Origin of the sequence: Klebsiella sp. MBT K-1 (genome assembly GCF_002556465.1) — a bacterium.
In the GTDB taxonomy this organism is placed as follows: Bacteria; Pseudomonadota; Gammaproteobacteria; order Enterobacterales; family Enterobacteriaceae; genus Klebsiella; species Klebsiella grimontii.
The window spans coordinates 1-13,100 of sequence record NZ_PDEL01000002.1 but is presented as its reverse complement, the minus strand read 5'-3'; the positions used below and the strand labels follow the sequence as shown (position 1 = coordinate 13,100).

At 54.4% G+C, this 13,100-nt stretch carries 14 protein-coding genes; 8 read left to right on the top strand and 6 right to left on the bottom strand.

Going from position 1 to position 13,100, the window contains the following annotated elements:
• The 3 genes from nth to gstA all read left to right on the top strand — a co-directional run bounded on the left by nth (position 1) and on the right by gstA (position 3,452).
• Positions 1 to 636, top strand: a complete 636-nt coding sequence (gene nth / locus CMQ96_RS02530; protein ID WP_004132317.1) for an endonuclease III — start codon at positions 1 to 3, stop codon at positions 634 to 636.
• A 596-nt stretch (positions 637 to 1,232) separates the two neighbouring features.
• Entirely contained in the window at positions 1,233 to 2,738 is a 1,506-nt protein-coding gene (gene dtpA / locus CMQ96_RS02525) for a dipeptide/tripeptide permease DtpA (RefSeq protein ID WP_024357981.1), read from the top strand.
• Positions 2,739 to 2,846: 108 nt separating this feature from the next.
• Entirely contained in the window at positions 2,847 to 3,452 is a 606-nt protein-coding gene (gene gstA, locus CMQ96_RS02520; protein ID WP_004136813.1) for a glutathione transferase GstA, read from the top strand.
• A gap of 47 nt (positions 3,453 to 3,499) precedes the next feature.
• On the opposite strand, the gene pdxY is transcribed toward gstA, so the two are convergent.
• The 5 genes from pdxY to anmK all read right to left on the bottom strand — a co-directional run bounded on the left by pdxY (position 3,500) and on the right by anmK (position 8,204).
• A complete protein-coding gene (pdxY, locus tag CMQ96_RS02515; protein ID WP_004136812.1) occupies positions 3,500 to 4,360 on the bottom strand; it encodes a pyridoxal kinase PdxY in 861 nt (286 codons plus the stop codon).
• 61 nt (positions 4,361 to 4,421) lie between these two features.
• On the bottom strand, positions 4,422 to 5,696 hold the full coding sequence (gene tyrS / locus CMQ96_RS02510; RefSeq protein ID WP_024357979.1) for a tyrosine--tRNA ligase: 1,275 nt from the start codon (positions 5,694 to 5,696) through the stop codon (positions 4,422 to 4,424).
• Positions 5,697 to 5,949: 253 nt separating this feature from the next.
• The gene (gene pdxH, locus CMQ96_RS02505) at positions 5,950 to 6,606 is read right to left on the bottom strand and encodes a pyridoxamine 5'-phosphate oxidase (RefSeq protein WP_098066095.1); all 657 of its coding nucleotides are present in this window, start codon (positions 6,604 to 6,606) and stop codon (positions 5,950 to 5,952) included.
• Positions 6,607 to 6,663: 57 nt separating this feature from the next.
• Positions 6,664 to 6,987, bottom strand: a complete 324-nt coding sequence (gene mliC / locus CMQ96_RS02500) for a C-type lysozyme inhibitor (RefSeq protein ID WP_098066094.1) — start codon at positions 6,985 to 6,987, stop codon at positions 6,664 to 6,666.
• 92 nt (positions 6,988 to 7,079) lie between these two features.
• The gene (gene anmK, locus CMQ96_RS02495) at positions 7,080 to 8,204 is read right to left on the bottom strand and encodes an anhydro-N-acetylmuramic acid kinase (protein WP_004136807.1); all 1,125 of its coding nucleotides are present in this window, start codon (positions 8,202 to 8,204) and stop codon (positions 7,080 to 7,082) included.
• Positions 8,205 to 8,474: 270 nt separating this feature from the next.
• Here anmK and slyB point away from each other — a divergent pair, with 270 nt between their 5' ends.
• Together slyB and CMQ96_RS02485 are read left to right on the top strand one after the other, a co-directional pair.
• Positions 8,475 to 8,942, top strand: coding sequence for an outer membrane lipoprotein SlyB (gene slyB, locus CMQ96_RS02490; RefSeq protein ID WP_004851450.1), 468 nt, complete (start codon positions 8,475 to 8,477; stop codon positions 8,940 to 8,942).
• 225 nt (positions 8,943 to 9,167) lie between these two features.
• Complete coding sequence (locus CMQ96_RS02485; protein WP_098065818.1) at positions 9,168 to 10,520, top strand: GGDEF domain-containing protein; 1,353 nt, start codon at positions 9,168 to 9,170, stop codon at positions 10,518 to 10,520.
• Positions 10,521 to 10,561: 41 nt separating this feature from the next.
• Here CMQ96_RS02485 and slyA read toward each other — a convergent pair whose 3' ends face one another.
• Positions 10,562 to 11,002 carry a transcriptional regulator SlyA gene (gene slyA / locus CMQ96_RS02480; protein ID WP_029669661.1) on the bottom strand — a complete coding sequence of 147 codons (441 nt, stop codon included), beginning with the start codon at positions 11,000 to 11,002 and terminating at the stop codon, positions 10,562 to 10,564.
• Positions 11,003 to 11,173: 171 nt separating this feature from the next.
• On the opposite strand from slyA, the gene CMQ96_RS02475 reads away from it, so the two are divergent.
• From CMQ96_RS02475 to CMQ96_RS02465, 3 genes are all read left to right on the top strand, one after another.
• A complete protein-coding gene (locus CMQ96_RS02475; RefSeq protein ID WP_004136799.1) occupies positions 11,174 to 11,410 on the top strand; it encodes a DUF1656 domain-containing protein in 237 nt (78 codons plus the stop codon).
• Positions 11,411 to 11,420: 10 nt separating this feature from the next.
• A complete protein-coding gene (locus CMQ96_RS02470; RefSeq protein ID WP_004136796.1) occupies positions 11,421 to 12,317 on the top strand; it encodes an HlyD family secretion protein in 897 nt (298 codons plus the stop codon).
• Positions 12,317 to 13,100: FUSC family protein (locus CMQ96_RS02465; RefSeq protein ID WP_141522373.1), on the top strand; the 784-nt coding region annotated here is incomplete at its 3' end. The genes CMQ96_RS02470 and CMQ96_RS02465, both read left to right, overlap by 1 nt.

The window sequence follows — 13,100 nt, the reverse complement described above, 5'->3', positions numbered from 1 at the left end:
ATGAATAAGAGTAAACGCCTGGAGATCCTCACCAGGCTCAGGGATAACGACCCGCACCCCACCACGGAGCTGCATTTTAACTCGCCGTTTGAACTGCTGATCGCCGTTCTGCTCTCGGCGCAGGCCACCGACGTCAGCGTCAACAAAGCCACGGCAAAACTCTATCCGGTCGCCAATACGCCAGCAGCCATGCTGGCGCTGGGCGTTGAGGGCGTGAAGGCGTATATCAAAACCATCGGTCTGTTTAACAGTAAAGCCGAAAACGTTATCAAGACCTGCCGGATCCTGCTTGAACAGCACAATGGCGAAGTTCCGGAAGATCGGGCGGCCCTTGAGGCGCTTCCCGGCGTGGGACGCAAAACGGCAAACGTGGTGCTGAATACCGCCTTCGGCTGGCCGACAATCGCCGTCGATACGCATATCTTCCGCGTTTGTAATCGAACACAATTTGCGCCCGGTAAAAACGTGGAACAGGTGGAAGAAAAGCTGTTAAAGGTGGTTCCGGCGGAATTTAAAGTCGACTGCCATCACTGGTTAATCCTGCATGGTCGTTATACGTGTATTGCCCGTAAACCGCGCTGCGGCTCCTGTCTGATAGAAGATCTTTGCGAGTATAAAGAGAAGGTCTATTCCTGACGACGCGCAGAGTCATTGTCCTCCCAAAGAGATGACTCTGCCTCCCCCAGCTTTATCGACATTCACGCCATGGTTTTGCCCCGGCTGCGGGTGATTATGCGGTTATATAATCATCATCCAGGGTATTCATTTTTTTTAGAGTCAAAATTTCTATACATTTGTGATCAGGATCACCTGGTCATTTTGTTGTTGGTTAATTGTTAACGTAATTGTACCCAAACCTGCTGATTCAAATACCCTCAACTTAAATATCAACACAATAACCCATCAATTTTTAGGATTATGGGCTATATCACTGGATGCAAGCGCACTCAGCAGAACATATCGCCATTATACGAAAAATTTTCCATTGCGGCAGATAAAAACGCTCCCATTCACCAAAGCTTGAAATTTAACTCTGAATAACATTTGTGTATGCGGTGTATTATTCCGCACAAAATATGTGTAACAGATTATTGCAAAGCTATTGCCTGAAGGGACAGGATAGTGAACATTACCTGCCGTTTTCCCTCCAGAATAACTATAAAGGCGGCGGTCTGAGAAGATTGCGCCCCGAGCACCCCCCGTTAATATGGGATGTAAAAAAAGAGGTATTTGTGTCGACTGCAAACAATAAACCAACAGAAAGCGTCAGCTTGAACGCTTTCAAACAACCACGATCGTTCTATCTCATCTTCTCGATTGAGCTATGGGAGCGTTTTGGTTTCTACGGCCTGCAAGGGATCATGGCCGTTTACCTGGTTAAACAGCTGGGTATGTCAGAAGCGGATTCTATCACCCTGTTCTCCTCCTTTAGCGCCCTGGTCTACGGCCTGGTGGCGATTGGCGGCTGGCTGGGCGACAAGGTGCTGGGCACCAAGCGCGTCATTATGCTCGGTGCCATTGTTCTGGCCATCGGCTATGGCCTGGTAGCGTGGTCCGGGCACGATGCGGGCATCGTCTATATAGGTATGGCGACGATTGCCGTCGGTAACGGCCTGTTTAAGGCTAACCCCTCTTCCCTGCTCTCAACCTGCTATGAAAAGAACGACCCGCGTCTGGACGGTGCATTTACCATGTACTATATGTCCATCAACATCGGTTCCTTCTTCTCTATGCTGGCCACGCCGTGGCTGGCGGCGAAGTTCGGCTGGAGCGTCGCTTTCGCCCTGAGCTTTGTCGGCCTGGTGATCACCATTGTCAACTTCACTTTCTGCCAGCGCTGGGTTAAACAGTACGGCTCGAAGCCTGACTTCGCCCCGCTGCAGGTAGGCAAGCTGCTGGCGACAATCGTTGGCGTGGTGGTTCTCATCGCGATTGCAACCTGGCTGCTGCACAACCAGGGTGTTGCACGTATGGCGCTGGGCGTGGTTGCGCTGGGTATTATCGTTATCTTCGCTAAAGAAGCCTTCGCGATGCAGGGCGCCGCGCGGCGCAAAATGATCGTCGCGTTCATCCTGATGCTGCAGGCGATTATCTTCTTTGTTCTGTACAGCCAGATGCCGACCTCCCTTAACTTCTTTGCGATTCGCAACGTTGAACACTCTCTGCTTGGCATCGCTTTCGAGCCTGAGCAGTACCAGGCGCTGAACCCATTCTGGATCATTATCGGTAGCCCGATTCTGGCCGCTATCTACAACAAAATGGGCGATACCCTGCCGATGCCGATGAAGTTTGCTATTGGTATGGTCCTCTGTTCCGGCGCCTTCCTCGTACTGCCGCTGGGCGCTAAGTTTGCCAGCGACGCGGGTATCGTGAACGTCAGTTGGCTGGTTATCAGCTACGGCCTGCAAAGTATCGGTGAACTGATGATCTCCGGCCTGGGTCTGGCGATGGTTGCGCAACTGGTTCCTCAGCGTCTGATGGGCTTCATCATGGGCAGCTGGTTCCTGACTACCGCTGGCGCCAACCTGATCGGCGGCTACGTCGCGAACATGATGGCGGTGCCGGATAACGTGACTGACCCGCTGATGTCGCTGGAAGTTTACGGTCGCGTATTCCTGCATATTGGTGTCGCCACCGGCATTATCGCCATCCTGATGCTGCTGACGGCGCCTAAGCTGAACCGCATGACCCAGGACGATGATAAAACGGCAAAAGCCCGCGATACCGCTACGGCCTAAGCTCCCCGGGAAAACCCATAAATTTAAACCGCTAACGCGCTGTTAGCGGTTTTTTTTTGCCCCTGGGCGGACTAACATACAGAAAACCGCAGCCACGAGGAGTTACCGATGAAACTGTTCTACAAATCCGGCGCTTGTTCTCTTGCTTCGCATATCGCGCTACGCGAGAGCGGCCTGGACTTCACCCTGCAGGGCGTTGACGTGATGAAAAAACGTCTCGAAAACGGGGATGATTATCTGCTGGTAAACCCGAAAGGTCAGGTGCCGGCGCTGCTGCTGGACGATGATGTGCTGCTGACGGAAGGTGTGGCCATTATGCAATATATCGCCGATCGCGTGCCGGATCGCCAGCTGCTGGCACCGGTGGGAAGCATCGCGCGCTATCAGACGCTGGAGTGGCTAAACTACGTGGCGACGGAACTGCATAAAGGTTTTACCCCGCTGTTTCGTCCTGATACGCCGGAGGATTACAAACCTGTCGCTCGCGCGCTGCTGGACAAAAAAATGCAGTACGTTAACGAATGCCTGGAAGATAAAGAGTGGATTAACGGGCACCGTTTCACTATCGCCGATGGCTACCTGTTCACCGTGCTGCGCTGGGCGTACGCCGTGAAGCTGGATATGGCAGGCTATAGCAATATTGCGGTCTGGATGAAGCGCGTTGCCGCGCGGCCTGCCGTAGCCGCCGCCCTCGAGGCTGAAGGGCTGAAGTAACGCCGATCCTTGCCCGACGCAGGTCGGGCAAGTTGTTCTCACGCCTCTTAAAGCTGCGTGGCGCTGAAGTAGTGCTCCGGCTGGGCAATACGATCCTGAGCCGCCACAACCTGTAGCTCATACTCCTGCATATTTTTTGTCGCCAGCATGATTTCATACACCGCGGCGGTGACGTGCTCCAGCGCATCGCGCAAACTCGCGCCCTGCAGCAGCTTAACCAGCAGCAGCCCGCTGGTGACATCGCCGACGCCCACCGGCTGGCGCATGCCAAAATCCACCAGCGGACGGCTGATGTGCCAGGCCTCTTGCCCGGTGACCAGCAGCATTTCAAAACGATCCATGCTCAGCCCGGCGCGTGAGAGATGCTTCACCAGCACCACTTCCGGCCCCTGAGCAATCAGCTCGCGGGCGGCCAAAACCGCTTCGTTAACGTTTGCCACCGGGTGCCCGCAGAGGATCTCCAGCTCAACCAGGTTTGGCGCAATAATATCGCTCGCCGGCAGCGCATAGCGCACGTGAAACTCCGCGACGCCAGGCGCCACGATGCAGCCCTTTTCAGGATGCCCCATCACCGGGTCACAGAAATATTTCGCGGCCGGATTGGCGCTTTTCACCTGACGCACGATGCCAAGAATATGTTCGCCCTGCTCCGCCGACCCCAGGTATCCGCTTAATACCGCGTCGCAGCGCTGCAGCTGGTTAATATCGGCTATCCCCTGCACAATCTCCGTTAAATGCGCCGGCGGCATGACGCAGCCGGTCCACTTTCCGTATTGGGTATGGTTGGAGAATTGTACGGTGTTAAGCGGCCAGACGTTGGCGCCAAGGCGGCGCATCGGAAATTCAGCGGCGCTGTTGCCCGCATGGCCAAACACAACGTGGGACTGGATGGCGAGGATATTCTTCATCTTGATTACCTGAGAGCAAAAAATAAGGGGCGCGGTTTCCCACGCCCCTGCCTTTACGCAATTACTTCCAGCAGACCAGACAGTAATTTTTCTTACCGCGGCGCAGTAAGGTGTAGCGCCCGAAGAGGCGGTCGCCATCGACAAACACATATTCCGGGTCGGACTGTTTTTCGCCGTTAATGGTCACCGCGTTGGAGGCGATGGTTTTACGCGCCTGGCCGCGGGACGGCTGCAGCTCAGAATCCACCAGCGCCTGCATCAGATCGGCACCCTTTTCCATTTCGATCATCGGCACGCCATCCTGCGCTAACTGCTCGAAATCGGCTTCGCTCAGATCGCTCAGGTTACCGTTGAACAGGCTCTCGGTAATGCGTTTTGCCGCCACCAGTCCTTCTTCGCCGTGCACCAGACGAGTCACCTGCTCGGCCAGCACATACTGGGCGCGCGGCGCTTTACCGCTGTTTTTGTCTTCTTCTTCCAGGGCGTTGATTTCAGCCATGTCCATAAAGGTGAAGAACTTCAGGAAGCGATAAACGTCAGCATCCGCGGTGTTGATCCAGAACTGGTAGAACTTGTACGGGCTGGTTTTCTTCGGATCCAGCCACACCGCGCCGCCTTCAGTTTTACCAAATTTGGTGCCGTCGGCTTTGGTGATCAGCGGTACGGTCAGGCCAAAGACCTGGTTCTGGTGCAAACGACGGGTCAGGTCGATACCGGAGGTAATGTTGCCCCACTGGTCAGAACCGCCGATTTGCAGCGCCACGCCGTGCAGCTTGTTCAGGCAGGCAAAGTCGTAACCCTGCAGCAGGTTGTAGGAAAACTCGGTAAAAGAGATGCCCTGGTCGTCGCGGTTGAGACGCTGCTTCACCGCTTCTTTGTTGATCATCTGGTTTACAGAGAAGTGCTTGCCGATATCACGCAGGAAGGTCAGCACGTTCATGCTGCCAAACCAGTCGTAGTTATTCGCGGCAATGGCCGAGTTATCCCCGCAATCAAAGTCGAGGAAAGGCGCGACCTGTTTGCGGATTTTATCCACCCACTCCTGCACGGTATCTTCAGTGTTCAGTTTACGCTCAGCGGCTTTAAAGCTCGGGTCGCCAATCAGCCCCGTCGCGCCGCCCACCAGCGCAACCGGCTTGTGGCCAGCCTGCTGGAAGCGTTTCAGGCATAACAATGGAACAAGATGCCCCAAGTGCAAGCTGTCGGCGGTAGGGTCGAAGCCGCAATAGAGCGCGATCGGGCCTTGCGCCAGTCGCTCTGCTAACGCTTCCTCGTCCGTCACCTGGGCTACCAGCCCCCGCTCCTGCAATTGTTTAATCAAGTTACTGCTTGCCATCAAATTCTCCATCTATAAACGACTGCACCTCTGCCGGTACACGACTTTTCGCCAGACGCGAAAAAAAACATCTACGCAAAATTATTCAAGCTGCATCGCGGCGGCAAGCATGTAAAAGCCCAGGGAACTTACTCAGGTAAGCGACAGAGCCAGACAGGCGCGGCTAACAAAGATGCAGCTTGAAAAATGAAGCGTATAGAATAAAGCGCCGGGCCACGATGCACCAGCGCTTAACACAACATTTTTGCGTGCTTTATGGCGCCAGTCGGTCGATTTGCCAGCCGCCGTTTTGCCGCTGGTAGAGAAAACGATCGTGCAGACGATGCTCGCCGCCCTGCCAGAACTCCATCTGTTCGATGCTGACGCGGAATCCGCCCCAGAAGCTCGGCAGCGGAACTTCGCCCTGCTGGAACTTTTGCTTAAGCTCGAGGAACTTACTCTCAAGGATGCCGCGCGCCGAGATACGGCTGGACTGCTGCGACACCCAGGCGCCAATCTGGCTATCGCGCGGACGGCTGTGGAAATATTTAACCACTTCCAGCGTTGAAAGGCGTTCTGCTTTGCCGATAACCATCACCTGGCGCTCCAGCATATGCCATGGGAACAGCAGGCTGATGCGGGGATTTTTTTCAATCTGGTGGGCTTTGCGGCTGCCAAGGTTGGTGTAAAACACCAAGCCTTTTTCATCATAGTGCTTAAGCAAAACGATGCGCTGGTAAGGCTGGGCGTTTTCATCAACGGTGGCGACCACCATCGCCGTTGGATCGGCGAGCTTCGCATCGCAGGCCTGACGCAGCCAGCGTTCAAATAGCACCAGAGGTTCGGCGGGAAGGTCGTGGCGACGCAGGCCGCCACGGGTGTACTCGCGGCGCAGGTGCGCGATTTGCTGCAATTCGTCGTTATCAGACATGGCAATTGAGAAAATAATCAAAGGGTAGCGTCATTGTGCGCCCCCATGACCGAAATCTCAACGTTTGGCGGTTTGCAGCTGACAGTTTTCCAGCACGATACGGTCGCGTTTATAGACCGTCGCGTTATCACCCTTCGACCAGAAGACGTAAACGCCGTCGGTATAGCGCGATCCGGATGCGGATAACCCCTGCTGCAAGTTGAGCTGCTGGTTATCGTAGATAAAGCTGACCTGCTGGCGAGTATGATTAAGATGGACGGTCAACGGCTTCTGGTCGCACTGGTACTCCAGAGTGTCCGTATTCATCCGCTCGACAAACTGATTGTAGTAGCTACAGCCCGCGAGCATAAAAGGTACCGCAAGAATAAGTATTTTTTTCATTAATTTGCCTTCGACTTTCCCGGTCCGGGAAGGCATAACGCCCTCCCTCAACGCTGTCCAGTCTACGAAGAAACCGGCGCGGGTGATTTCAGTTAACTCTGATTTTGCGGCGGATTTGCCGGGAAAATCGCGCCAAGCACGGAAGCCTGCGACGCGCCGGTTACCGAAGGGAGATTACCGGGTAATCCGGCAAGCGTCCGCCACGCCAGCCATGCGAAAGCCAGCGCCTCCATATCATCACCGCTGATCCCCGCCTCATCGGTGGTCGACACTTCCGTTCCCGGCAGCAGCGCCGCCAGACGCGCCATCAGCAGCGGATTACGCGCGCCGCCGCCGCAGACCAGCAGACGTTCGCATCCCCCGCTGAGCAGCACCTGTTCACTGATGCTGACGGCGGTCAGCTCCGCCAGGGTGGTCTGCACGTCCTGGGCGCGAAGCCCCGGATAACGCGCCAGATGCTGCGATAGCCAGCCGTAGTTAAAGTATTCGCGACCGGTACTCTTCGGCGCCGGTAGCGCAAACCACGGATCGCTTAGCATATCCTGCAGCAGCGGCAGCACCACTTTACCCTCGCTGGCCCACTGCGCGTCTTTATCGTAGGGTTTACCACACTGTCGCCAGATCCACGCGTCCATCAGCATGTTGCCAGGCCCGGTGTCGTAGCCGCGCACCGGTACCCCCGGCGCCAGCAGGGAGAGGTTGGCGATACCGCCAATATTAAGAACCATTCGACGCTCTACCGGATGCGCCAGCAGCGCGTGGTGGAATGCCGGAACCAGCGGTGCGCCCTGCCCGCCGAGCGCCATATCGCGACGACGAAAGTCGCCGACGACCGTCACGCCGGTACGCGCGGCAATCTGGTTATTGTCGCCAATCTGTAGGGTATGCGGCGCGTCGCCCGTAGGCTCATGCCAGACCGTTTGGCCATGACAGCCGATGGCGATAATGTCAGCCGCCTGTAACTTTTCCTGCGTCATCAACGCCTGAACCGCATCGGCAAACAGCCGTCCCAGACGCGTATCAAGCCGCCCCAGCTGCGATAGCGTAAGCTGCTGGCCCTGACAGATGGCCAGAATGTCTTCTTTAATAGCAATGGGGATGGGATAGGTCAGGCTGGCCTGCTGGGCGACCATATTTTCATTAATTGCTGCGAGGACAACATCAACACCATCAAGGCTGGTGCCGGACATTACGCCGATAAAGCGGCCTGATTTCATACGCTTTCCTTCATTCCATGACTCTCGTATATCCCCACACTCCACCATAAACGAGGGGGCAATGCTATGCTGCTATAATACTTTTTAACAATACAAGCAGCGCTGTCGTTCGTAGGGTAAAGAACTTGTGTTTAGTTTAGGTTGAGACGACTCTGATTATTATTTTTTGTATAGTCACTGCATCTGCTATGCCAGCAGACGCTTAAATGCCATATAATTGGCTACAAGGAAGTTCAACAGAACGCTTCTTGGTGAACAGGAGATTCATAAATGATTTTACGTGTTTTGGCTGTCTCGATGATTGGTTTTACGCTTGCAGGCTGCGTCAGCAGCAGCGGTCTGTCCGGCGATGTTTACTCCGCATCCGAAGCCAAACAGGTCCAGAGCGTGACCTACGGCACTATTGTCCATACCCGCGCGGTGCAGATTCAGGGCGGAGATGACAGCAATGCTATCGGCGCCATCGGCGGCGCGGTTCTCGGCGGCTTCCTGGGTAACACCATTGGCGGCGGCACGGGCCGCTCACTGGCAACGGCGGCAGGCGCTGTCGCCGGCGGCGTAGCCGGTCAGGGCGTACAGGGTGCGATGAACAAAACCCAGGGCGTTGAGCTGGAAATCCGTAAAGATGACGGTAACACCATCATGGTGGTGCAGAAGCAAGGCAGCACGCCGTTCTCGGTTGGCCAGCGCGTGGCCATTGCCGGCAGCGGCAGCCAGGTTACGGTATCCCCACGCTAAACCTTATCCCTGCGGCCCTGACGGGCCGCTTATTTATATAAAAGATGTATCATTTACCAACATAAATAAACGATATAAATATATTTATATTTTCCTGCCGCACCTCAACTCTTTGCGCCCGCGCAATATCCCCCCTGCTGCCATCAAGTAATCTTCAATGAGTACTATTTAAATCATTTACGACAACCTCGTCGTTTATCCTCGCATTTTTCAGGGATGTTGACTATGCGCGCTAATATAAAAAGCTTACCCCAACGGATATTTCTTTACGCTGCCGTGTGTATCCTTGCGATTACCATGCTTAATTACCTCAGCGACTCGTTAATTCATCGTATACCTACAACATCATCCATGCTTTTTCCTGTACTGACGATTTCGCTGATGACTTTTCATATTATGATTGCCTGTTTTATGGGAATGAAATATCTGTGCGATAAAAAACGGCTGTACCTGGTTCCGATTACCTTCGCCTTTGCCTGCTCGGCCATGCTGATGCTGGGAACGATAGGCAGCTATCCCGACTGGTTGATTTGCGGACAGGGTCGCGCCATTAACCAAAATGACGCGCTGATTTTTTATTTTTTCCGCAACGTGATGATGGCCATTTTATTTATAACATCGATTGTTTTATACCGTTTTCGCAACATCACCCTCAGCTCAGGTAAAATTCACCGAACGGTACTGACAGGTTGCTTTGTTTTTATTGCCGCAGTGCTTATATTATCGTGGATTCATTCCAGCAACTCCCCGCTGCTGAGTATTGAATTCCTTGACAATCTGACCTACACTTTTACGCCGCTGTGGCATAATCGTATTGGCTGGTTATTAATTGTCATATGGTCAGTAACGCTGATTTTACTGATTAGCCTGACTCAATTGCGTAATATATTCTGGTACAGCGGGGCCTTTTTTTGTACCGCCTATATATTTACGTTAATGGTTCTACTCTCAACCGCAGGTGATAGCAGTCACGCCTGGAACCAGGCGCGATTCTTTGAAACGCTTAGCACCCTGTTTCTGATTTTAGTCCTGCTGTGCGATGTTTTTATGCTCTATCGCGAATCGAACGAAAGATACGTCCGCTCTTACCAGAACTCGATTCGCGATCCCCTGACCCGGCTGTATAACCGCAGCTATTTTTATGACACCCTGAATCAACGATTGCCGAAGGTTTCCGCTTCACAACCGCTATCGGTGATCGTCTGCGACCTCGATCGCTTCAAGCGCATCAACGACACCTACGGTCACGTGCAGGGCGATAAGGTGATCCAATTTGCTGCCAGCGTGTTGCAGAACAACGTGCGCCAGGACGACGCCGCCGCGCGTATCGGCGGGGAAGAGTTTGCCCTGCTGCTGGTCAATATCGGCGCAAAGGAAGCGCTGGCTGTCGCCGAACGCATCCGCCTCTCCGTCAGCGAGAAGCAGGAAGGATTACCCGAAAGAATGACTATCAGCATGGGGGTTTTCACGACGCAGGATACGCGTGTTTCGGCAGAAGAGTGCGTTAAGTGCGCGGATACCGCGATGTACGAGGCGAAAAACAGCGGTCGTAACCGCGTTGTGGTCTGGCATGAATAGATAAAAAAGAGGCCTTGAGTTTCTTCAAGGCCCCGTTAAGGTCAATCTTTTGCCTGGAGATCGAGGATGTTGTGTTCAAGTTTACGAATTAAATTAAGCAACGTTTCCACTTCTTCTCTGGAAACGCCTGCCAGAATCTCATCACGCGTTTTGCCAATAACCTCTTCCATTTCATTGATCAGAGGCTCGGCCTTTTCCGTAAGCTTGATACGTTTTGCCCGCCGATCGTTTGCACAGGTCTGGCGAGAAATAAGCCCTTTCTCCTCCAGCTGGTCGAGCGTGCGAACCAGCGACGGCTGCTCAATACCAATGGCTTTCGCCAGCTGAATCTGCGACTGTTCAGGCGGCAGCTGGTGAATGTTATGCAGCGTGACCCAGTGCGTCTGCGTTAACTCCAGAGGTTTCAGGCGATGGTCGATTAGCGCGCGCCAGACGCGTACCAAACGTGCCAGATCAGAACCAAGTGGCGATTCCAATTTCATCTCCTTATAATTAGCTTGCTAAGTTATTATACTGATTTTAGAATAGTGTGCAGCATTTAAATTACCAAAACAAATGAATTACCTGATTCACTAGAATCAGAACAATGATTTACAATGTGAATAATCGCATCACCTGAACATTCTTCCTGCAACGGCAAAGGATTTTTGCTTGTGAAACTGAGTCTTAACACTGCCGGATTGTCGCTCCAGGACCTGGTGTTCGGCGCTTCTGTCTATTTCCCTCCTGTCTTTAAAGCGGTTCTGCTGGGCTTTTTTATCTGGCTGATTGTCCATCACCAGCTGCGGGACTGGATGTACGCAGGCGAGATCTGGCATCCCCTGTTAATGGACCTCTCCTTCTTTGCGCTTTCCGTCTGTCTGGCGCTGGTTTTACTGACTATCTGGTAATGTTCATTCCATGAAGAAACTAAAATACTTATCCACGCTGCTGGTCGCCGCGCTGGCCATTATTGCCGCCTGGCTGGTCTGGAATTACTACACGCAATCCCCGTGGACCCGCGACGGCAAGGTGCGCGCCGAACAGGTTGGCGTTACGCCGCAGGTTTCCGGCAGCATCCTGCAGCTAAACGTGCGCGATAACCAGCTGGTGAAGGCCGGAGAGGTGCTGTTCAGAATCGACGACACGCCGTATAAAATTGCCCTGCTCAACGCCCGCGCGCAGCTCGCTAAAGCCAAAGCAGAAGTCGCCCGCGCGCAGGCGGAACAGAAAAAAGCCGCCAGCGATGCTAACCGCCGGCGTCATCTTTCCCAGAATTTCATCTCAGCAGAAGATTTAGAAAACGCCAATACCGCGCTGAATACCGCGACGACCAACCTCGAAGCCGCTAAGGCGGTGGTTGGCGTGGCGCAGGCCACGCTCGATCATGCCCAATGGCAGCTCACGCAGACGGAAATCAAAGCGCCGGTTGACGGCTGGGTCACCAATCTCTCGACCCGCGTTGGCGACTACGCCGCCGTTGGCCACCCGGTTTTCGCCCTCGTCGACAGCCACTCCTTCTACGTGGTGGGTTATTTTGAAGAAACGAAACTGCGTCATATTCGTCCCGGCGATAGCGCGCAGATTATTCTTTATAGCAGCAAGCAAAAGTTACAGGGTCACGTTGGCAGCATCGGACGCGCGATAGTCGACCAGAGCGTGGAGAGCAGCGGCGGGCTAGTGGCGAATATTAAACCGAATATTCCCTGGGTCCGCCTTGCTCAGCGCGTCCCGGTACGCATTGAGTTTGACCATCTGCCGCCGGATACCACCCTGGTCTCCGGTACCACCTGTACCGTTGCCATCGGCGCGCAGTAATGAAGCTGCAGGCCCTGTCGTGGCGCGCGCTCCCGTGGATTAAGGCCAGCCGTCCGCAGTGGCGCTATGCCCTGCGCAACGGGATTGCCATGTGCCTGGCGCTGAGCGTCGCCTACTGGCTGAATCTTGACGAACCCTACTGGGCAATGACCTCCGCCGCGGTGGTCAGCTTTCCCACCGTCGGCGGCGTGATCAGCAAAAGCTTCGGGCGTATTGCCGGCAGCCTGCTCGGCGCCTGCGCGGCGCTGCTGCTGGCCGGGCACACGCTCAACGATCCGTGGCTGTTTCTCTTCAGCATTTCAGCGTGGATAGCCCTCTGTACCTGGGCCTGCGCGATGTTCACCAATAACGTCGCCTACGCTTTCCAGCTCGCGGGCTATACCTGCGCGATCATCGCTTTTCCGGTTATCAATATCACTGACGCCAACGAACTGTGGACTATCGCCCAGTCGCGCGTCTGCGAGGTTATCGTCGGTATTTTGTGCGGCGGGCTGATGATGATGATTTTACCGAGCACGTCCGATGGCGCTACGCTGCTGACGGCGCTGAAAAACATGCACGCGCGCCTGCTGGAACACGCCAGCCTGCTGTGGGTGCCGGAAACTACCGATGCGATCCGCACCGCGCACGAGAGCGTGATTGGGCAAATCCTGACCATGAATTTGCTGCGTATCCAGGCCTTCTGGAGCCACTATCGCTTTCGTCGGCAAAACCCGCTGCTGAACTATCTGCTGCATCAGCAGCTGCGAATGACCAGCGTGATTTCGAGCCTGCGGCGGATGC

Excerpts from the sequence above, each read along its gene's own strand:
- nth (WP_004132317.1), top strand. The coding sequence starts at position 1 with ATGAATAAGAGTAAACGCCTGGAGATCCTCACCAGGCTCAGGGATAAC.
- gstA (WP_004136813.1), top strand. The coding sequence starts at position 2,847 with ATGAAACTGTTCTACAAATCCGGCGCTTGTTCTCTTGCTTCGCATATC.
- pdxY (WP_004136812.1), bottom strand. The coding sequence starts at position 4,360 with ATGAAGAATATCCTCGCCATCCAGTCCCACGTTGTGTTTGGCCATGCG.
- tyrS (WP_024357979.1), bottom strand. The coding sequence starts at position 5,696 with ATGGCAAGCAGTAACTTGATTAAACAATTGCAGGAGCGGGGGCTGGTA.
- pdxH (WP_098066095.1), bottom strand. The coding sequence starts at position 6,606 with ATGTCTGATAACGACGAATTGCAGCAAATCGCGCACCTGCGCCGCGAG.
- mliC (WP_098066094.1), bottom strand. The coding sequence starts at position 6,987 with ATGAAAAAAATACTTATTCTTGCGGTACCTTTTATGCTCGCGGGCTGT.
- anmK (WP_004136807.1), bottom strand. The coding sequence starts at position 8,204 with ATGAAATCAGGCCGCTTTATCGGCGTAATGTCCGGCACCAGCCTTGAT.
- slyB (WP_004851450.1), top strand. The coding sequence starts at position 8,475 with ATGATTTTACGTGTTTTGGCTGTCTCGATGATTGGTTTTACGCTTGCA.
- CMQ96_RS02485 (WP_098065818.1), top strand. The coding sequence starts at position 9,168 with ATGCGCGCTAATATAAAAAGCTTACCCCAACGGATATTTCTTTACGCT.
- slyA (WP_029669661.1), bottom strand. The coding sequence starts at position 11,002 with ATGAAATTGGAATCGCCACTTGGTTCTGATCTGGCACGTTTGGTACGC.
- CMQ96_RS02470 (WP_004136796.1), top strand. The coding sequence starts at position 11,421 with ATGAAGAAACTAAAATACTTATCCACGCTGCTGGTCGCCGCGCTGGCC.